The sequence below is a fragment of the Enterobacter sp. KB-280D8 genome (assembly GCF_041399405.1).
GTDB lineage: Bacteria > Pseudomonadota > Gammaproteobacteria > Enterobacterales > Enterobacteriaceae > Enterobacter > Enterobacter cloacae_N.
Map to the genome: position 1 here is coordinate 484,298 of NZ_JBGKEC010000001.1, position 19,812 is coordinate 504,109.

21 protein-coding genes are annotated in these 19,812 nt (G+C 57.9%); 15 read left to right on the forward strand and 6 right to left on the reverse strand.

Features of this window, described 5'->3' with window-relative positions; all coding sequences use genetic code 11:
* Window positions 1-132 precede the first annotated feature (132 nt).
* From urtA to zinT, 6 genes are read left to right on the forward strand one after another with little or no spacing between them, the layout of a single operon-like run.
* Entirely contained in the window at window positions 133-1,404 is a 1,272-nt protein-coding gene (gene urtA / locus AB8818_RS02355) for an urea ABC transporter substrate-binding protein (RefSeq protein WP_116339951.1), read from the forward strand.
* Between the two features lie 24 nt (window positions 1,405-1,428).
* Window positions 1,429-3,003: an urea ABC transporter permease subunit UrtB gene (gene urtB / locus AB8818_RS02360; protein ID WP_192982360.1), complete on the forward strand. Its 1,575-nt coding sequence runs from the start codon at window positions 1,429-1,431 to the stop codon at window positions 3,001-3,003.
* Window positions 3,003-4,076: an urea ABC transporter permease subunit UrtC gene (gene urtC, locus AB8818_RS02365; RefSeq protein WP_316387201.1), complete on the forward strand. Its 1,074-nt coding sequence runs from the start codon at window positions 3,003-3,005 to the stop codon at window positions 4,074-4,076. Before urtB ends, urtC begins: the two co-directional genes overlap by 1 nt.
* The gene (gene urtD / locus AB8818_RS02370) at window positions 4,076-4,873 is read left to right on the forward strand and encodes an urea ABC transporter ATP-binding protein UrtD (RefSeq protein ID WP_116339945.1); all 798 of its coding nucleotides are present in this window, start codon (window positions 4,076-4,078) and stop codon (window positions 4,871-4,873) included. The genes urtC and urtD overlap by 1 nt, the downstream gene beginning before the upstream one ends.
* A gap of 9 nt (window positions 4,874-4,882) precedes the next feature.
* Window positions 4,883-5,581 carry an urea ABC transporter ATP-binding subunit UrtE gene (urtE, locus tag AB8818_RS02375; RefSeq protein ID WP_192982515.1) on the forward strand — a complete coding sequence of 233 codons (699 nt, stop codon included), beginning with the start codon at window positions 4,883-4,885 and terminating at the stop codon, window positions 5,579-5,581.
* A gap of 52 nt (window positions 5,582-5,633) precedes the next feature.
* Entirely contained in the window at window positions 5,634-6,275 is a 642-nt protein-coding gene (gene zinT, locus AB8818_RS02380) for a metal-binding protein ZinT (protein ID WP_116339941.1), read from the forward strand.
* A 45-nt stretch (window positions 6,276-6,320) separates the two neighbouring features.
* On the opposite strand, the gene ydeE is transcribed toward zinT, so the two are convergent.
* Entirely contained in the window at window positions 6,321-7,514 is a 1,194-nt protein-coding gene (gene ydeE, locus AB8818_RS02385; protein WP_116339939.1) for an efflux MFS transporter YdeE, read from the reverse strand.
* 193 nt (window positions 7,515-7,707) lie between these two features.
* Here ydeE and eamA point away from each other — a divergent pair, with 193 nt between their 5' ends.
* Window positions 7,708-8,613, forward strand: coding sequence for an O-acetylserine/cysteine exporter (gene eamA / locus AB8818_RS02390; RefSeq protein WP_192982355.1), 906 nt, complete (start codon window positions 7,708-7,710; stop codon window positions 8,611-8,613).
* A gap of 31 nt (window positions 8,614-8,644) precedes the next feature.
* Here eamA and marB read toward each other — a convergent pair whose 3' ends face one another.
* From marB to marR, 3 genes are read right to left on the reverse strand one after another with little or no spacing between them, the layout of a single operon-like run.
* The gene (gene marB, locus AB8818_RS02395) at window positions 8,645-8,863 is read right to left on the reverse strand and encodes a multiple antibiotic resistance protein MarB (protein ID WP_192982353.1); all 219 of its coding nucleotides are present in this window, start codon (window positions 8,861-8,863) and stop codon (window positions 8,645-8,647) included.
* Window positions 8,864-8,896: 33 nt separating this feature from the next.
* The gene (marA, locus tag AB8818_RS02400; RefSeq protein WP_008502237.1) at window positions 8,897-9,277 is read right to left on the reverse strand and encodes an MDR efflux pump AcrAB transcriptional activator MarA; all 381 of its coding nucleotides are present in this window, start codon (window positions 9,275-9,277) and stop codon (window positions 8,897-8,899) included.
* Window positions 9,278-9,297: 20 nt separating this feature from the next.
* Entirely contained in the window at window positions 9,298-9,732 is a 435-nt protein-coding gene (marR, locus tag AB8818_RS02405) for a multiple antibiotic resistance transcriptional regulator MarR (protein ID WP_116339933.1), read from the reverse strand.
* Between the two features lie 256 nt (window positions 9,733-9,988).
* Between marR and AB8818_RS02410 the strand changes: the two genes are divergently transcribed.
* Window positions 9,989-10,654, forward strand: coding sequence for a MarC family NAAT transporter (locus tag AB8818_RS02410; protein WP_116339931.1), 666 nt, complete (start codon window positions 9,989-9,991; stop codon window positions 10,652-10,654).
* Window positions 10,655-10,700: 46 nt separating this feature from the next.
* Here the strand turns inward: AB8818_RS02410 and AB8818_RS02415 are convergent, their stop codons facing one another.
* Window positions 10,701-11,897: a sugar transporter gene (locus AB8818_RS02415; RefSeq protein WP_116339929.1), complete on the reverse strand. Its 1,197-nt coding sequence runs from the start codon at window positions 11,895-11,897 to the stop codon at window positions 10,701-10,703.
* Window positions 11,898-12,073: 176 nt separating this feature from the next.
* Between AB8818_RS02415 and AB8818_RS02420 the strand changes: the two genes are divergently transcribed.
* The 3 genes from AB8818_RS02420 to AB8818_RS02430 all read left to right on the forward strand — a co-directional run bounded on the left by AB8818_RS02420 (window position 12,074) and on the right by AB8818_RS02430 (window position 14,247).
* The gene (locus tag AB8818_RS02420) at window positions 12,074-12,862 is read left to right on the forward strand and encodes a PhzF family phenazine biosynthesis protein (RefSeq protein WP_192982351.1); all 789 of its coding nucleotides are present in this window, start codon (window positions 12,074-12,076) and stop codon (window positions 12,860-12,862) included.
* Between the two features lie 26 nt (window positions 12,863-12,888).
* Window positions 12,889-13,683: a PhzF family phenazine biosynthesis protein gene (locus AB8818_RS02425; RefSeq protein WP_116339925.1), complete on the forward strand. Its 795-nt coding sequence runs from the start codon at window positions 12,889-12,891 to the stop codon at window positions 13,681-13,683.
* Window positions 13,684-13,764: 81 nt separating this feature from the next.
* On the forward strand, window positions 13,765-14,247 hold the full coding sequence (locus AB8818_RS02430; protein WP_371199740.1) for a GNAT family N-acetyltransferase: 483 nt from the start codon (window positions 13,765-13,767) through the stop codon (window positions 14,245-14,247).
* On the opposite strand, the gene AB8818_RS02435 is transcribed toward AB8818_RS02430, so the two are convergent.
* On the reverse strand, window positions 14,201-15,079 hold the full coding sequence (locus AB8818_RS02435; protein ID WP_116339922.1) for a LysR family transcriptional regulator: 879 nt from the start codon (window positions 15,077-15,079) through the stop codon (window positions 14,201-14,203). The genes AB8818_RS02430 and AB8818_RS02435 overlap by 47 nt on opposite strands.
* Window positions 15,080-15,177: 98 nt before the next feature.
* Here AB8818_RS02435 and sad point away from each other — a divergent pair, with 98 nt between their 5' ends.
* From sad to AB8818_RS02455, 4 genes are all read left to right on the forward strand, one after another.
* Window positions 15,178-16,566: a succinate-semialdehyde dehydrogenase gene (gene sad, locus AB8818_RS02440; RefSeq protein WP_371199741.1), complete on the forward strand. Its 1,389-nt coding sequence runs from the start codon at window positions 15,178-15,180 to the stop codon at window positions 16,564-16,566.
* 129 nt (window positions 16,567-16,695) lie between these two features.
* Window positions 16,696-18,285, forward strand: a complete 1,590-nt coding sequence (locus AB8818_RS02445) for a methyl-accepting chemotaxis protein (RefSeq protein ID WP_302218433.1) — start codon at window positions 16,696-16,698, stop codon at window positions 18,283-18,285.
* Between the two features lie 64 nt (window positions 18,286-18,349).
* Window positions 18,350-19,276: a glutaminase B gene (gene glsB, locus AB8818_RS02450; RefSeq protein ID WP_163329378.1), complete on the forward strand. Its 927-nt coding sequence runs from the start codon at window positions 18,350-18,352 to the stop codon at window positions 19,274-19,276.
* The gene (locus AB8818_RS02455; protein ID WP_163329380.1) at window positions 19,276-19,638 is read left to right on the forward strand and encodes a DUF4186 domain-containing protein; all 363 of its coding nucleotides are present in this window, start codon (window positions 19,276-19,278) and stop codon (window positions 19,636-19,638) included. Before glsB ends, AB8818_RS02455 begins: the two co-directional genes overlap by 1 nt.
* Window positions 19,639-19,812 lie beyond the last annotated feature (174 nt).

A 19,812-nucleotide genomic window follows, 5' to 3' on the forward strand; every position in this document is an offset into this window, starting at 1 on the left:
GCACTCTGTTTCCTGCAATAGCGCATTTTTCATTCTGGCATCCTTTTTGCTCCTGCTTCGCTGACACCTTTATTTCCGCGTCCATACCGTAACGGACGTTTTCGCACAGCGTTCTTTTTCAGGAGTGAAAATATGCAGCGTCGTACCTTATTAAAAGCCTTTGCGTTATCCGCGTCCGTCGCGGCGATGGGAATGAGTTTTGGCGTGCAGGCGGCCGATACCATCAAAGTGGGGATCATGCATTCTCTGTCCGGCACGATGGCCATCTCCGAAACCCCGCTGAAAGACGTCGCGCTGATGACCATCGATGAGATCAACGCCAAAGGCGGCGTGCTGGGTAAGAAACTGGAGCCGGTGGTGGTGGATCCGGCCTCAAACTGGCCGCTGTTTGCCGAGAAGGCGCGTCAGCTGTTGAGTCAGGATAAAGTGGCGGTGGTGTTCGGCTGCTGGACGTCGGTTTCGCGTAAATCGGTGCTGCCGGTCTTCGAAGAGCTGAACGGCCTGCTGTTCTATCCGGTGCAGTATGAGGGCGAAGAGATGTCGCCAAACGTCTTCTATACCGGCGCGGCGCCGAATCAGCAAGCCATTCCGGCGGTGGAATACCTGATGAGCGAAGACGGCGGCGGGGCGAAACGCTTCTTCCTGCTGGGCACCGACTACGTTTACCCGCGCACCACCAACAAGATCCTGCGCGCGTTCCTGCATTCGAAAGGGGTGGCGGATAAGGACATCGAAGAGGTTTACACCCCGTTTGGTCATAGCGACTACCAGACCATCGTCGCCAACATCAAGAAATTCTCCGCAGGCGGCAAAACCGCCGTGGTCTCGACCATCAACGGCGATTCCAACGTGCCGTTCTACAAAGAGCTGGCTAACCAGGGGCTGAAGGCGACCGACGTCCCGGTGGTGGCGTTCTCCGTAGGCGAAGAAGAGCTGCGCGGGATCGACACCAAACCGCTGGTCGGCAACCTCGCGGCGTGGAACTACTTTGAATCCGTGGATAACCCGACCAACCAGGCCTTCGTCGCGGATTACAAAGCCTATGCCAAAGCGCACAAGCTGCCGAACGCCGATACCGTGGTGACCAACGACCCGATGGAAGCTACTTACGTGGGGATTCATATGTGGGCGCAGGCGGTGGAAAAAGCGGGCACCACCGACGTGGATAAGGTGCGTGCGGCGATGGCCGGTCAGTCGTTTAAGGCGCCTTCAGGCTTTACGCTCACCATGGATGCCACCAACCATCATCTGCATAAGCCGGTCATGATCGGTGAAATCGAAGGCAACGGCCAGTTCAACGTGGTCTGGCAGACGGAGCAGCCGGTACGCGCCCAGCCGTGGAGCCCGTTCATCGACGGGAATGACAAAAAGCCCGACCAGCCGATGAAAACCGCCAGCAACTAAGCCATCACCGCAGGGAGAAACGTCATGAACGCCATGCGCATGTTCATCGCTCTTGTATGGCTTTCCGGACTGCTGCCAGGGATGGCGCAGGCATCGGATGCCGATCGTTTTGTTGCCGCCACCCGCAGCCAGCAGGCGGATTTACTCACGCAGTGGGCCGCCGCGCCGGATGCCGCACGGCTGCCGCTGCTTCAGTCTCTGCAAAAGGAAAACCTGTATACCGACAGCCAAAAGCACGCCTTTGCGCAGCGCAATGGTCAAATGGTTTCGCTCGGTGAAGCCCGTGTGACCGAAGGGCAAACCAAAGCCGTTCGTCTGACCAACCGGCTGCGCGTGCTGGCCGCTACGGCCATCGCTACACATCAGCTGGTGAGTGACAGTGTCACTGAAAGACGAGCAGCGGCGCGTCAGCTTCAGCGGGATGCCCAGCCGGGGATGCTCGCTTTTCTCGAAAAGCGGGTAAACGATGAAACGGACGCTGTCGCACGCCAGGCGCTTTTACTGGCGGTGGCGAATCTCCAGCTGGCCAGCCCGCAGGCAGAGGTGCGCCACAAGGCTGTCGAATTATTAGGCCAGTCAGACGATCCGGACGTGCAGTCCAGACTCACCCCGTTCACTCAGGCGCAGACCGAGCCGGACGCCAGCGTGCGCGCGGCCGCGCAGGAGAGTCTTAGCCAGATCCAGCATCGACTGATGTGGGGCGACCTGCTGGGCCAGGCGTTTATGGGGCTGTCCCTGGGATCGGTGCTGTTGCTGGCCGCGCTGGGGCTCGCTATCACCTACGGCCTGCTGGGCGTCATTAATATGGCGCACGGCGAGATGCTGATGCTGGGCGCGTACGCCACGTGGATGGTGCAGCAGGTGATGGCCGGGCTTGCTCCCCAGTGGCTGGCGCTCTATCCCGTTATCGCGCTGCCGGTGGCGTTCTGCCTGACGGCGGGCATCGGGATGGTGCTGGAGCGCACCGTGATCCGTCACCTGTATGGTCGCCCGCTGGAAACGCTGCTGGCAACGTGGGGGATCAGCCTGATGATTATCCAGCTGGTGCGCATGACGTTTGGCGCCCAGAACCTGGAGGTCGCCAACCCGGCATGGCTGTCCGGTGGGGTGCAGGTTTTTGCCAACCTGACGCTGCCGTGGAACCGCATCGTGGTGCTGGGCTTTGTGCTGATGGTGCTGTTCTTTACCTGGCTCATTCTGAATAAAACCCGTCTGGGGCTCAACGTGCGGGCGGTAACGCAGAACCGCAGCATGGCCGCCTGCTGCGGGGTACCGACCGGGCGCGTCGATATGCTGGCGTTTGGGCTGGGCTCAGGGATCGCCGGGCTAGGCGGCGTGGCGTTATCCCAGCTTGGGAACGTCGGGCCGGAGCTCGGTCAGGGTTACATCATCGACTCGTTCCTCGTGGTCGTTCTCGGTGGCGTGGGCCAGATGGCAGGCAGCGTAGCCGCCGCATTTGGGCTGGGTATTTTCAATAAAATTCTTGAGCCCCAGATGGGGGCCGTACTGGGCAAGATTGTGATTCTGGTGGCGATCGTGCTGTTTATTCAGAAGCGTCCTCAGGGGCTGTTTGCGCTGAAAGGGAGGGTGATTGACTGATGAGCCAGCCGCTAACCTTAACGCTGGCGCGTAAAGCGCCGCGCGTCACGCAGATTGCAGGCAGCCTCCTGGTGGCATGTCTGCTGATATTACCGTTTTTCGCCTTGCTGCCTGCGACGCATCCGCTGGCGCTGTCGACCTGGATGCTGACGCTCATCGGCAAGATCCTCTGCTATGCCATCGTTGCGGTGGCGCTGGATCTGGTGTGGGGCTATGCCGGCATGCTCTCTCTTGGGCACGGCATCTTCTTCGCCCTGGGCGGCTATGCGATGGGGATGTACCTGATGCGTCAGGCGTCAGGCGACGGCCTGCCCGCGTTTATGTCGTTTCTCTCCTGGAGCGAGCTGCCGTGGTTCTGGTGGGGCACCCAGCACTTTGCCTGGGCGCTGGTGCTGATTGTGATGGTGCCGGGCCTGCTGGCGCTGGTGTTTGGCTGGTTTGCCTTCCGCTCAAAGATCAAAGGTGTCTACTTCTCGATTATGACCCAGGCGCTGACCTACGCGGGCATGCTGCTGTTCTTTCGCAACGAAACCGGATTTGGCGGCAATAACGGCTTTACCGGCTTCACTACGCTGCTCGGGTTTTCGGTGACGGAAACGGCCACCCGTATCGCGCTGTTCCTGGCAACCGTGCTGCTGCTGCTCATGGCGTTGGGTACCGGATTTGCGCTGGCGAAGAGCAAGTTTGGCCGCATCCTGACCGCCGTGCGCGACGCCGAAAACCGCCTGACGTTTTGCGGCTACGACCCGCGCGGGTTCAAGCTGCTGGTATGGACGCTCTCTGCCGTGCTGTGCGGCCTGGCGGGGGCGCTGTACGTCCCGCAGGTGGGCATTATCAACCCCGGAGAGATGTCGCCGACCAACTCGATAGAAGCCGCCATCTGGGTGGCGCTGGGCGGGCGCGGCACGCTGGTGGGGCCGGTGATTGGCGCGGCGCTGGTCAACGGAGCGAAGAGCTTTTTCACCGTCGCCATGCCAGAGTACTGGCAGCTTTTTCTGGGACTGATTTTTATTGCCGTCACGCTGTTCCTGCCGCGCGGCGTCTACGGTCTGTTGCGTAAGGGAGAGAAATAATGCAGCCAACGGAAGGATTATTTACCCGCCAGCTGCCCGGCGATCGCTACCGGGAGCAGACTGACCCGGTGCTTCAGCTTGAGGCCATTAACGTCAGTTTCGACGGCTTTCAGGCCCTGACCGATCTCTCGCTGAATATCGGCGTGGGCGAGCTTCGCTGCGTGATTGGTCCCAACGGGGCCGGTAAAACCACGCTGATGGACGTCATTACCGGCAAAACGCGGCCAAAGAGCGGCAGGGCGATTTACGATCAGTCCATCGACCTGACCGCGCTTGAGCCTGCGGCCATTGCCCGTCAGGGGATTGGTCGAAAATTCCAGAAGCCCACGGTCTTTGAAGCGCTGACGGTGTGGGAAAACCTCGAGATCGCCATGAAAACCGACAAATCCGTCTGGGCGAGCCTGCGGGCAAAACTCAACGGCGAGCAGCGCGACCGGATCGATGAAATGCTGGTGTTGCTGCGCCTTAGCAGCGAGCGCGATCGCCGCGCCGGGCTGCTTTCGCACGGGCAGAAACAGTTCCTGGAGATCGGCATGCTGCTGGTGCAGGACCCGCACCTGCTGCTGCTGGATGAACCCGCCGCCGGGATGACCGACGCAGAAACGGAATACACCGCCGAGCTGTTCAGAACCCTGGCGGGCAAGCACTCCCTGATGGTGGTGGAGCACGATATGGGCTTTGTTGAAACGATTGCCGACCACGTCACGGTGCTGCATCAGGGGCGGGTGCTGGCGGAGGGCTCGCTTCGCGAGGTGCAGGCCAACGAGCAGGTGATTGAGGTCTATCTGGGGCGCTAAGGAGCGATGATGTTACAGGTTAACGAACTGAATCAGTATTACGGCGGCAGCCATATCCTGCGCGGCGTGAGCTTTGAAGCCATCACCGGCGAAGTCACCTGCCTGCTGGGGCGCAACGGCGTCGGGAAAACCACGCTGCTGAAGTGTCTTATGGGGCTGATCCCGGTGAAAACCGGGGAGGTCATCTGGCAGGGTAAAACGATCACCCACAGCAGGCCGCACCAGCGGGTGCAGTCTGGCGTGGCGTATGTCCCGCAGGGGCGCGAGATTTTTCCGCGCTTAACTGTGGAAGAGAACCTTCTGCTGGGGCTGTCGCGATTTCCCGCCCGCGAGGCGAAGCAGGTGCCTGACGAAATCTGGCAGCTGTTCCCGGTACTTAAAGAGATGAAGCATCGTCGCGGGGGCGATCTCTCGGGTGGGCAACAGCAGCAGCTGGCGATTGGACGCGCGCTGGCGAGCCGTCCGCAACTGCTGATCCTGGATGAACCCACCGAAGGCATACAGCCATCCGTCATCAAAGAGATTGGCCATGTGATCCGCACCCTGGCAAACAGAGGCGACATGGCGATCCTGCTCGTTGAGCAGTTTTACGACTTTGCCGCAGAGCTGGCCGACAGCTATCTGCTGATGTCCCGTGGCACCATTATTCAGCGCGGGCGGGGTGAAAATATGGAGCAGGAGGGCGTTCGCGGGCTGGTTGCGATCTGAAATGTTATAATATAACATTCTCGTTCTTATAAAACGGAACGAGGGCGTTACTTTGGCTGCACATATTGGAAAATTTGCCATGACTCTGGGGGCGCTGCTGGTCAGCGGCCAGCTGTTTGCTCACTCGCACGGTCATCAGATGACCGAAGCGGAACAGAAGGCGGCAAACGGCGTGTTTGAGGATAAGGACGTGAAGGACAGAGCACTGTCAGACTGGGACGGGACCTGGCAGTCGGTTTATCCGTTCCTGCTGGACGGCTCGCTGGATCCGGTCTTCAGGCAGAAAGCGCAGAAGGATAAAAGCAAAACCTTTGACGAGGTGAAAGCGTACTACCGCAAGGGATATGCGACGGACGTGGATGCCATCGGCATCGAAAATAACGTGATGGAATTTCATAAAGGCAAAGCGGTCAGCCGCTGTCAGTATGGTTACAGCGGCTACAAAATTCTGACCTATGCGTCAGGTAAGAAAGGCGTTCGCTATCTGTTTGAGTGTAAAGATGCCGACAGCAAGGCGCCGAAGTTCGTGCAGTTCAGCGACCACACCATCGGACCGAAGGCCTCTTCGCACTTCCATATTTTCATGGGCAACACCTCCCACGAGGCGCTGCTGAAAGAGATGGATAACTGGCCGACCTATTATCCAAACGAGATGTACAAAGAGCAGGTGGTGGAGGAGATGCTGCACCACTGATGCTTTATTGCCGGGTGGCGGCTGCGCCTTACCCGGCCTACATGGTTACGCGACTTTGGGCACTTCGCACCACGCCTTCACGCTCATCCCGCGCAAAATCATCAGCCACGCAATGACGATGGCGACCATCATGATGACAAACAGCGACCAGTGCGGCAGGTTGGTCAGGATAATACCGGTGATCATCGGGTTTGCCGCCGCGCCGAGCCAGCCCAGCGCCTGGGCTGAGAAATAGCTCGCCTTCATCCCCGGCGGGGCAATGTTGTCGATCAGCATGTATTCACCCGGTGCGTAGATAATCTCACCCAGCGTAAAGACGGCGGCGGCGATGCCCCAGTAAATCAGGTTCTCCCCGGAGAGCATAAAGCCCCCCAGCCCCAGGATAAAAAACAGCGTTGCGGCGGTCATTAAAGGCCGAATATTGCTGGCGGAGATCTTGCGCCCCAGCGCGTATTGCAGCGTCACCACCACGGCGGCGTTCACGGGCAGCACCACGGCGACCACCTTCTGGGCAAAATCGCTGTCGGCATTGGCGGCCAGAACATACTGCGAAATGCAGCTGGCGAACGATCCGCCCACGTAAGACGCGAGCAGGCCGGAGAGGGTGAACCAGAACAGGGCGCGGTCCTTCAGCAGCACCGACGGCTGCCAGGGCATCTTCTCCTCGGCGGTATCCAGCGCGACGCTTTTCTGCACGAAGAAATGAATAAACCCGAGCGGCAGCGCGGCGCAGAAGGCGGCCAGCCAGAACGGCAGCTGCAGGCTGTACATCACCAGCAGGGTGCCAATGGGCGGCCCGATCGTCCAGCCAATGTTCAGGAAGCTGTAGTTCAGCGAGAAGACGCGCGCTTTCTGGCTTGCGGTGAGCACGTCGGAGAACCAGGCCTTCAGCACCGTCGAAAAGACGGAATAGGCGCAGTTGATCAGGGAAAAGAACAGCACCACCAGCGTGACGTTATCCACCAGCGGGATCGCGACAAAACCGGCGATAAAGGCCACGATCGCGATCAGCATGTAGCGCTTTTTATCAAACTTATCGGCCAGAATGCCAAATCCCAGGCTGAACACTACGCCGACGGTGAGCGCAATCGTCAGGGCATAACCAATATTCTCGACGCTCATATTAAACACGCGCGTGAGATAAATGGTCATGAACGGCAGCGTTGCCCCCCGACCGATGGTTAATAACAATGACGATGCCAGTAGCGCTGCGGTTGAGCGCCTGAGAGATGGTTTCATATTCCTGCCCGACAATTGCTTATGCTTTTTATGTTGTGTCCTAAAAGGAGTATCACGACATAAGGGGCTTGTATAGCACCCGATTTATCCCTAAGTGCTTCAGCTCCCTGCCAGAAATAATGATCTTCTCGCGACACACTTTTTTCTGTTACCTTGAAGTGTTAACAAATTATTAATAATTCAGGGGCAGGGTATGACGCGTAAAGACGGGCTGCTGGCGTTGCTGGTGGTCGTGGTATGGGGGCTCAATTTTGTGGTCATCAAGCTGGGATTGCACAATATGCCCCCGCTGATGCTGGCCGGTTTGCGTTTTATGCTGGTGGCTTTCCCGGCGCTCTTTTTCGTCGCCCGTCCAAAGATTCCGTTAAAACTGCTTTTGGGCTATGGCCTGACCATCAGCTTTGGCCAGTTCGCGTTTCTCTTCTGCGCCATTAAGTTCGGGATGCCGGCCGGTCTTGCCTCGCTGGTGTTACAGGCGCAGGCGTTCTTTACCATTATTCTCGGCGCCTTCGTGTTTGGCGAACGTTTACAGGGCAAACAGCTGGCGGGGAGCGCGCTCGCGGTGTTTGGCGTGCTGGTGCTGATTGAAGCCAGCCTGAACGGTCAGGACGTGGCGCTGCTCGGGTTTATGCTCACGCTGGCGGCGGGGCTGAGCTGGGCCTGCGGCAATATCTTCAACAAGCTGATTATGCAGCACGAGGCGAGGCCTCAGGTGATGTCCCTGGTGGTCTGGAGCGCGTTGATCCCGATAATCCCGTTTCTGGCGGCGTCGTTTATTCTGGATGGCCCGGAGGTGATGCTGAACAGCCTGGTCGACATCGATCTGACCACGATACTTTCTCTTATCTATCTGGCGTTTGTCGCCACCATCGTGGGCTACGGGATCTGGGGCTCGCTGCTGGGGCGCTATGAGACCTGGCGCGTCGCGCCGCTGTCTTTGCTGGTTCCGGTGGTGGGGCTTGCCAGTGCGGCGATACTGCTGGATGAAACGTTAAGCGTGCTGCAGCTGCTCGGCGCCGTGCTGATCATGGCCGGTCTGTACATCAACGTGTTTGGTCTGCGTGTACGTCGGGCGGCGCGGGTGAGTGGGAAGGCATAAAAAAGCCCCGCGTATGCGGGGCAAAAACGAATCAGAGGCCGTGCCGATTATAATAAGGCACGCCTAATTCGTCGGATTTGTCGCTACCAGCACCCATATGGTTGAAATCAAAAGGTGACTGGTCATGTGCTGACGGCAAAATCATCGTGTCACGATTATTTTGCTGCATTGCACCTGGGGTTTGCTCCGCGAAGGTCTGGCTGGAAAACAGCACCAGCAAGGCGAGGGCGGCGGAGGCGGTAACGTTCATTTTTTCCTCGGTTACGTCTGTTACAGGCGATGTTTAACTACAGTGTTTTAACGGATACAGATAACGGGATTCACCCGGTACGCTGGTGATTCGGTACTTATGAGGCGGCACGTCAAAGTAGTTCTTGAACGTACGCGTCAGGGTTTGCTGTGATTCAAATCCGTAACGCTCCGCCAGATAAAGGATCGGTTCATTGCTTTCTTTCAGTTTCTGGGCAATTTCCGTCAGTTTGCGGCTGCGAATATATTGACCTAATGAATGACCGGTCTCTTTTTTGAACATCCGTTGCAGGTGCCATTTGGAGTAACCTGAACGCTCAGACACTTTTTCAAGGGAGAGCGGCGATTCCAGGTTATCTTCGATCCAGTCCAAAATGCTATGAATAGTGATAGCGTCAGTATTGCGTCTGGACATCGTCATACCTCTTTTTCTGTTTACGGCAGTATTTTCTTAAGCAAAAGCTCAAGGGTTGCCACTTCATCTGCCGTTAAGTTTTTTGTTAGTTCCTGATGCAGTGTTTGTCCTACTAATTGATGACATTGCTCGCACATAGCCGCGCCATCGCTGGTGAGCCTGACCAGTACGCCGCGTTTGTCATTTGGGTTAGGGCTTCGTTCTACCCATCCTTTGCAGACGAGACGATCGAGCATGCGCGTTAACGCACCCAGATCGACAGAGAGCACCTTTTTCAGCTCAACCGGCGTGATACACCCTTCGCAGCGAATGGAGCACAGCACTTTGAACTGTGTTGCGGTGATATCCAGCGGTGACAAATAGTCATTGAGCAGGCGATCTTTTTTCTGGTTAACCATATGAATAAGACGACCCAGTGGAACAACGTCGTTGAAGATATCACTGGTGTTTTTCACAATGGTTGCCCTGGCAAGTAGTTTAGTCACGGCAGATATTATTGCTCAGGCAAGTATAAGTCAACTGAATGAATCGGCCGATGCCACGAATTGCTAAAACGTTTCATGAACTTTATTTGAAAGCTTGTAAATCATATAGATAACTGCTGGTTATCATTACCTTAAGAAAATAATCGTTACGTTGCGCAGATGGCTGAGCGTCACACTTTCACCCTATAATTGCGATGTTAAATGTGGATAAGGACAACGACGCACTATGTTGGATTTGATTAAAGCAATTGGGCTTGGGCTGGTGGTACTGCTGCCGTTGGCTAACCCGTTAACGACGGTGGCGCTTTTCCTCGGGCTGGCAGGGAATATGAACAGCGCCGAGCGCAATCATCAGTCGATGATGGCTGCCGTGTATGTCTTTGCCATTATGATGGTGGCTTACTATGCGGGACAGGTGGTGATGAACACCTTCGGGATTTCCATCCCTGGCTTGCGTATCGCCGGGGGGCTGATCGTGGCCTTTATCGGCTTCCGCATGCTGTTCCCGGCGCAAAAGGCGCACGAGTCGCCCGAGGCGGCCAGTAAATCCGAAGAGCTGGAAACCGAACCGAGTGCCAATATCGCCTTTGTACCGATTGCCATGCCGAGCACGGCGGGGCCGGGTACCATCGCGATGATCATTAGCTCCGCGTCGACGGTGCGCGACAGCGCAACCTTCCCGGACTGGGTGCTGACGGTTGCGCCGCCGCTGATTTTTGCGATTATCGGGCTTATCGTCTGGGCGTCGCTGCGCAGCTCTGGCGCCATTATGCGCTGGGTAGGCAAGGGCGGGATTGAAGCCATTTCGCGGCTGATGGGCTTCTTGCTGGTTTGTATGGGCGTGCAGTTTATTATTAACGGCGTGCTGGAGATTATTAAGACCTACCATTGAGTTTATTGCCGGGTAAGGCGAAACCGCCACCCGGCATAAACAAACCTCACCCGTGCTGCCCTTGTTCCTCCAGCGCCACCGGCCACTTGCGGAAGATGAGTACCGACCAGATCAGCGCCACCAGGGCCGGAATGGCTCCCAGATAGCCAATCGCCGACATCGACACGTGCAGGCTAATCTGATTTCCCACCAGCGCCCCCGCGCCAATCCCCAGATTGAATATCCCCGAGAACAGCGACATCGCCACGTCCGTGGCATCCGGTGCCAGGGCCAGGACTTTCACCTGCATGCCGAGACCAATAATCATAATCGCTACGCCCCAGAACAGGCTCAGGATCGCCAGATGGCTTTCGCTGCCTGACGCAGGCAGCAGCAGCACCAGGCACGCCAGCAGCAGGCCGATGGCGCTGCTCACAAGCAGGGAGGCATGCTGGTTACCCAGTTTGCCAAACAGCACGCTGCCAATAATGCCCGCGCCGCCAAGGATGAGCAGTAAGAGGGTGGCAAAGTTAGCGCTAAAGCCCGCGACCATCTGCACAAACGGCTCAATGTAGCTGTACGCCGTGTAATGCGCGGTGACCACGATAACGGTGAGCAGGTAGATACTCAGCAGCGCCGGGCGACGCATCAACAGCGGCAGACTTTTCAGCGAGCCCGAATGTTCGCTCGGCAGCGCGGGCAGCAGCTTAATCAGACACACCAGCGTCACCAGCGCGCCCATGCCGATGGCGAAGAAGGTGGTACGCCAGCCGAAGTATTGTCCCACGATGCGGCCAATGGGCAGCCCCAGCACCATTGCCAGCGCGGTACCGGTGGCAATCAGGCTCAAGGCCTGGGCGCGTTTACCCGCCGGCGCGAGTCGAATAGCCAGCGACGCGGTAATCGACCAGAAGACCGCGTGGGCAAAAGCGATGCCGATGCGGCTAATGACCAGCACCGTAAAATTCCACGCCATAAACGACAGGACATGGCTGGCAATGAACAAAGTAAACAGACCGATCAACAGCCTGCGCCGCTCCATCTGGCTGGTCAGCAGCATAAACGGCAGCGACATCAGCGCCACGACCCAGGCGTAGATAGTCAACATAATGCCCACCTGCGCCGTTTCCATCTGGAAGCTTTCGGCTATGTCAGACAACAGCCCAACCGGAACAAATTCTGTGGTGTTAAAAATAAACGCGGCAATGGCCAGCGTGACCACGCGTAGCCACGCAACTCTGCGGGAAACTGTGTTCGTTGTCATAGGGATGTGGAGATACGTTGCTGGAAAGAAGAGGAGACGATCTTAAAACGTTGAACGGCGAAAACTCAACCATTATGTGACGCAGATCTCAATATATACTTTATGAAAGCGGTAGCCGGAGGCACTGTTTTCATTGAATATAAAAGTACAACACAACAAAAACAGGCGGTAAGACAATGCAGGAGATTGATTTTTATCTGGTAGATGCGTTCAGCAAAAGCGCTTTTGGCGGCAACCCGGCGGCGGTTTGCCCGCTGAAAGCGTGGTTACCCGATGAGACGCTACTGAAAATGGCGCAGCAGCATAATCAGTCGGAAACCGCATTTTTCGTCTGCACTAAAGGCGGCATTGAGCTACGCTGGTTTACCACGCTCGCCGAAGTCAATCTTTGCGGTCATGCTACCCTTGCCGCCGCGTACGTTCTGTTTAATGAACTGGATTATCCCGACTCACGGATCCATTTTGACACTGCGTCCGGTCGCCTGACGGTCAGCCGGGAGGGAGAGTGGATGACGCTAGACTTCCCGGCGTGTCCGACCAGTGAAGAGACGCCGCCGCCGGAGATGCTTGCGGCGCTAGGTATCCGCGATTACGTTGAAGCCCGTAAGGGCCGCGCCTGGGTGATTGTGCTGGAAAACCGCCAGCAGGTTGAAGCGCTTGAGCCGCGCTTTTCGGCGATGACGCCGGGCGAGCATAAGGTGAGCGTGACGGCACCGGGCGAAGGGGAGTATGACTTTGTCAGCCGCTTCTTCTCGCCGGGCGTTTCCGTTCCGGAAGATCCGGTCACTGGATCCGCGCACACGATGCTGATCCCCTACTGGAGCGAAAAGCTGGGGAAAACGGCGATGTTTGCCCGTCAGGTCTCGGCGCGCGGCGGGGATGTACGCTGCGAGCTGCGAGGGGAGCGCGTATTGATGAGCGGTCAGGCGTCGTGCTACCTGAAAGGCACTGTGTATCTGCGCTAAAACTGATAACAAGAGAGGAAGAGACAATGCGGGAAATTGATTTTTATCTGGTGGATGCCTTCAGCGACAAAACCTTTGGCGGCAACGCCGCGGCGGTATGTCCTCTGGAAGAGTGGCTGCCCGACGAGACCCTTCTCAAGATGGCGCAGCAGCATAACCAGTCTGAGACCGCCTTTTTTGTGCGAACAGACGGTGGGTTTGAACTGCGCTGGTTTACCACGCTGCATGAAATTAACCTCTGCGGCCATGCGACCCTCGCGGCATCGCACGTCATTTTTGAGTATCTGGACTACCCACATACGGAAATTCACTTTACCACGCGCTTCGTGGGCGAGCTGACGGTCAAACGCAGCGGTGACTGGCTGACGCTGAACTTCCCCGCGTGGTCGACGGAAGCCGTCGATAACCCGCCGCCGGCGCTGTTTAGCGCGCTGGGCATCCCGGCGGCGAAAGAGGTGCGCGTCGGGCGAGATTATATGGTGGTGCTGGAGAGCCAACAGCAGGTGGAGGCGTTAACGCCTGATATTGGCGCGATGGTACCGCTGGATAAAATGGTCTGCGTGACCGCGCCTGGCGAGGGAGAATATGACTTCGTCAGCCGCTTCTTCTGCCCGGGCGAAGGGGTACCGGAAGATCCGGTTACCGGGTCCACGCACAGCATGCTGATCCCTTACTGGAGCGAAAGGCTGGGTAAGACGTCGCTGAACGCCCGCCAGGTGTCGTACCGCGGCGGGGATCTTCGCTGTGAACTGAAGGGCGACCGCGTGCTGATTGGCGGCCAGGCAACGCTGTATCTGAAAGGGCGTGTCTTTTTGCGCTAGCCGGACGGCGTATAAGTTAATACTATGATGCACCCTGGCAGGCCTGCGCTATGTTGAAATAAAAACAACAAGGAGCCTGCCATGTATTCCGTTACCTCTGAATCTGCCCGCCATCCGGACATTACCAGACTGATCGCGGCGCTTGACCGCTATCAAAGCGAACTCTATCCCGCCGAAAGCAATCATCTGCTCGATCTGGCTGCGCTGCCGGAAACGTCGCTGATCCTGATGATCGTCCGCGACCAGCAGCTTCAGGCCGTCGGCTGCGGCGCCATCGTGCTCAACGGGGACGGAACGGGAGAGATGAAGCGGGTCTATATCGATCCTGCCCATCGGGGCCAGCATCTCGGTGAGACGCTGCTGGCCGCCCTGGAAGACGAGGCCCTGAGCCGTCATTGCCACACGGTGCGGCTGGAAACGGGCATTAAGCAACGCGCTGCGGTTCGTCTCTATGAACAGTGCGGATACGAACTGCGTCCGGCCTTTGCCCCCTACGTTGACGACCCGCTCAGCCTGTTTATGGAGAAGGCGCTGGTTGAAGACGTTCGTTTAGCAGCGCTATAAACGCCTCCAGCTGGCGGGTCATCGCCCCGCGACGCCACACCAGCCAGGTGGTGAGCCAGCGCCAGTTTTCCGCCAGTGGCCAGGCTTCAACCTGATGATGGCCCGGCATACTTTCCAGCATTGAGCGCGGCATCAGGGCAATGCCTGCACCCGCAATGACGCAGGCGAGCATGCCGTGGTAGGACTCCATCTCATGAATGCGGCCGGGCGTGGCTCTGTCCGCATGAAACCAGCTTTCAAGGTGTCGGCGATACGAGCAGTTCGCGCGAAAGGCATAAACGTCGCTGCCGCTCACCTGCGCGGCGCGCGTGACCTCCGCCTGCCCGGCAGGTGTGACCAGCATCATCTCTTCCCTGTAGACCGGCATCCCCTCCAGCTCCGGGTGCGACAGCGGTCCGTCGACAAAAGCGGCGCTCAGGGTTCCCTCCAGTACGCCGTCAATCATCGTCCCGGATGGCCCGGTAGAAAGGGCAAACTGGATGCGCGGGTAGCGCTGGTTAAACTGCGCCAGCGTCTCAGGGATGCGCACGGCAGCGGTGCTCTCCAGCGCGCCGAGGGCAAACAGCCCCTGCGGCTCATCGCCCGCGACGACCATGCGCGCTTCATCCACAAGCGCCAGAATCTGCCTGCTGTAGCGCAGGAAGTTATGCCCGGCGGGAGATAAGCGCAAACGCTGGTTCTCACGAATAAACAGCTCAACGCCAAGATCGGCCTCCAGCTGGCGGATGCGGGTCGTCAGGTTCGAGGGAACGCGATGCACCTTCTGTGCCGCCTGGGTGATGCTGCCCGTCTGCGCGACGGCGTTAAACATTTCAAGCTGGGTTAAATCCATAGCATTCTCGTTTCGTGAATAAGGTGGTCAGTATTATTCATTTTTAAGAAATAGCAGAGTGAGCCACACTTAATCAACCGTAATGCGTGGAGAACATCATGAAATATTCATCTGCTACACATGCCCTGTCAGTTAACCCGGCAACGGGCGAAACGCTCGCCGCCTGTCCGTGGGCGACGCAGGAAGAGGTTGAACGTGCCATCGTGCTGGCTGATGCGGGCTTTCGTCAGTGGCGGTGCGAAAGCGTTGCCCACCGGGCGCAGAAGCTGCGCGATCTCGGCGCCGCGCTGCGCGGCCGTGCGGAAGAGATGGCCCTGATGATGTCCCGCGAGATGGGAAAACCCATTCAGCAGGCGCGGGCGGAAGTGGCGAAATCAGCGGGTCTGTGCGACTGGTATGCCGATCATGGCCCGGCGATGCTGCATGCGGAACCTACGCTTGTGGAAAACCACAACGCGGTCATTGAATACCGTCCGCTGGGACCGATTCTGGCGGTAATGCCGTGGAACTTCCCGCTCTGGCAGGTTCTGCGCGGCGCGGTGCCGATCCTGCTGGCAGGTAATAGCTATCTGCTCAAACACGCGCCGAACGTGCTCGGCTCGGCGGGACTTATCGCGCAGATTTTTGCAGATGCCGGTTTTCCTGAAGGGGTGTTCGGCTGGGTGAATGCCACCAATGACGGCGTAAGCCAGGCGATTAACGATCGCCGCATTGCGGCGGTGACCGTCACCGGCAGCGTGCGCGCCGGGGCCGCCATTGGCGCGCAGGCGGGGGCGGCGCTGAAAAAATGCGTACTTGAGCTGGGTGGCTCCGACCCGTTCATCGTACTCAACGATGCCGATCTGGACCTTGCCGTGAAGGCGGCGGTAGCAGGGCGCTACCAGAATACCGGGCAGGTGTGTGCGGCGGCCAAACGCTTCATTGTGGAAGCGGGTATTGCGGATGCCTTTACCCGACGCTTCGTTGACGCCGTCGCCGCGTTAAAGATGGGCGCGCCGGATGAAGAAGAGAACTACCTTGGCCCGATGGCGCGCTATGACCTGCGCGATGAACTGCATCAGCAGGTGCAGGCGAGCCTGGCAGAAGGGGCAACGCTGCTGCTGGGCGGTGAGAAAATCAGCGGCGACGGGAATTATTACGCGCCCACCGTGCTGGCAAACGTCACCCCGTCGATGACAGCCTTCCGCCAGGAGCTGTTTGGTCCGGTTGCGGCCATTACGGTCGCGAAAGATGCGGATCACGCCCTCACGCTTGCCAACGACAGCGACTTTGGTTTGTCTGCGACGGTCTTTACCGCTGACGCAGCGCTTGCGGATAAATTCTCTCGCGAGCTGGAGTGCGGCGGGGTGTTTATCAACGGTTACAGCGCCAGCGACGCGCGCGTGGCCTTTGGTGGCGTGAAGAAGAGCGGTTTTGGCCGCGAGCTTTCTCATTTCGGGCTGCATGAATTCTGTAATGTGCAGACGGTGTGGAAGAACAGAGTGTAATTTATCGCCCGGCGGCGCCGCGCTTGCACCTCTGGCAAGACGGCGTCGCCTGTCATTTTTCTGCAATGGTTCTGTCATTTTCGTTTCGTAGACTCGCACGCGTCTAACGTCTTGTTACTGAAGAAAATTATGAACCTAACGCAAATTTTTCGTCGTATTGCGCAGCGTATTATCCCTCGCCAGTTTGGCCTGCTGACGGGTATCTTCTGCATCATTGGCCTTTTCTCCGCGCTGCAGCTCTCCTCATCCTTTCTGCTTAACGCCTCCCTGAAGGAAGCTCAGCGCAACGAACAGCAAAATCTGCTGGCGTACCAGCAGCAGAACAAGCTGGATCTGGCGCGCGTCTCCCTGCTGGCAGCAAGCGATCTGCTCAACCGCTCCGGCGTCTGGTTTATGCAGGATAAAGAGACAGGCTCGGAAGGAAGCTGGCACAGCCTGATGGAGGAGGCGCAAAAGTCGCTGGCGGTTTCACAGCAGGCGTGGAAGGCCTGGCTGGCGCTCAGCCCGCAAAAAGATGAGGCGCTGATTAACAGCTACCAGCTTTTCTACGATGCCATTAAAGAGCAATCGGAAGCACTTGTCAGAACCAACTCGATTGATGCCTTCTTTGCCGTGCCGGCGCAGGCGTTTCAGACCGACTTTAACGACAACTACGCACGCTACCAGCAGGCCAGCGAGAAGCAGGCGATGCAGGGGCGTCAGGCCCTGATGGCGCAGCTCTCCGGTCTGCAAACGCTGTTCCTGCTGGCGCCTGTTCTGCTGCTCGCCATCGCCGTAGCGGTCTGGTTCGGCATGTCCCGTTGGGTGATTACGCCGCTGCGTCGCCTGATTGCGCATATTAACCGGCTGGCGGCCGGGGATCTCTCCGGCACGCCGCCCGACGTTATGCGTTTTAACCGGGAGACCGGGCAGCTCAGCGAAAGCGTTGCCACCATGCAGCGTGGCCTGCAGCAGCTGGTGACCCAGGTCAGCCACGCCACAGCCACGATGGTGGAGAACATTGGCTCCCTCGCAGAGGGAAACCAGAAGCTGTATCAGCAGTCGGCGCGTCAGGCAAAGGAGCTGGAGGAGGTGACAACGCATATCGCGGCGCTGGAAACCCACGTGGAAGGCAATACCGGCTATGCCCGGCTCGCCAGCTCGCGTGCGGATGAAGCGCGTCAGGCCGCGGTGGGCGGCGACCAGATGATGTCGACCGTGAATGCGTCCATGCAGGCGATCGTCGAGCGATCTTCAGAGATGCGCGGGATCGTGGCGATGATAGACAGCGTGGCGTTTCAGACTAACATTCTGGCGCTGAACGCCGCCATTGAGGCCGCCCATGCCGGAAACCAGGGGCGAGGGTTTGCCGTTGTCGCGCGGGAAGTCGGGCTTTTGGCCAGAAAAAGCAGCCATTCGACGCAGACCATTCAGGAGCTTATTAACCGCTCGCTGCAGGGCATTGAAGACGGTTCTCGTGCCGTTAACCTGATGGAAGAGAATCTGCAGCAGGTCACTGGGCTTGTGGGGAATTTAAGCAGTTTGCTGAATGAGATCTCAACCGCCACGTTCAGCCAGGGAGAGAGTATTCACCAGATGACGCGCCAGCTTCAGGCGCTGAATCAGGTCTCCCGCCAGACGGATTTGCTGGTTTCTGACGCCTCGGAAGCCTCAGAACGCCTGCAAAAGCAGTCCGATCTTTTATTGCAGGCCGTTTCGCGTTTTCGTCTTAGCGCCTGACGCAATACATTAGCCTCTGTTATACTCGCAGCCCGTTTTAGCCTGAGGGCAAGGAGCAATAAGAGTGGCTGCGGTCATCCATAATGAGATGCTGGACGAGATTCTGGCGCAGGTTCGTCCGTTATTGGGAAAGGGTAAGGTTGCCGACTATATACCGGCCCTTGCCTCGGTGAGCGGGAATAAGCTGGGCATCGCTATCTGTACCATAGACGGACAGCGATACCAGGCCGGCGATGCGACTGAACGTTTCTCCATTCAGTCCATTTCTAAAGTGCTGAGTCTGGTCGCGGCGATGCGCCAGTACGAGGAAGAGGAGATCTGGCAGCGCGTGGGGAAAGATCCGTCCGGCCAGCCTTTTAACTCACTGCTTCAGCTCGAAATCGAGCAGGGTAAACCGCGCAACCCCTTTATCAATGCCGGGGCGCTGGTGGTCTGCGATATGCTGCAAAGCCGCCTCAGCGCACCGCGTCAGCGAATGCTTGAGATCGTGCGTCAGCTCTCGGGCGTGGATGACATTGCCTACGATTCAGTGGTGGCGCGCTCGGAGTTTGAACACTCCGCCCGCAACGCGGCTATTGCCTGGCTGATGAAATCCTTCGGCAATTTCCACAACGATGTGGCGACCGTGCTGCAAAACTACTTCCATTACTGCGCCCTGAAGATGAGCTGCGTTGAGCTGGCCCAGACGTTTCTGTTCCTTGCGTACCAGGGACACGCGCCGCATCTCGATCAGGAGGTGGTTTCCCCGCTTCAGGCGCGTCAGGTCAATGCTCTGATGGCAACCAGCGGCATGTATCAGAACGCCGGCGAGTTTGCCTGGCGGGTTGGCCTTCCGGCCAAATCGGGCGTTGGCGGCGGAGTGGTGGCGATTGTGCCGCATGAAATGGCGATTGCCGTCTGGAGCCCGGAACTGGACGAAACGGGAAATTCACTTGCCGGCGTGGCAGTTCTGGAGAAGCTGACTCAACGTCTTGGACGTTCCGTATACTGATGTCTGACCTGGATCCTCTCTTTTCCCGTCTGGCGCGATCGACGTTTCGCTCGCGCTTTCGCCTGGGCAATAAGGAACGGCAGTACTGCTGGGACAAAGGCCCCGAAACCATTGACCAGCATGCCGCCGATTTTGTCGCTAAACGCCTTGCACCGGCGCAGCCCGCAAACGACGGTAAGCAGACGCCCATGCGCGGCCATCCGGTGTTTATCGCCCAGCATGCCACTGCGACCTGCTGTCGGGGTTGTCTGGCAAAATGGCATAACATTCCCCAGGGCGTGCAGCTGAGCGCGCAGCAGCAGCACTATATCGTCAACGTTATCCACCACTGGCTGGTGATACAGATGAACGCCCAAAAATGATATTTAATGCGTTCTGCTCTTAACGCCATCGGGCATTCCAGCCTCGCGCCCGGCTGGCGGACGAGCAAATCGTCATAACGCATTGACGTAAAAATGGATAGCGGCTTAACAGGATGTCGAACACTGACAATGCCTCTGTTTAAGCTACGCTTTGAGTAACGCTTTACGTCAGGA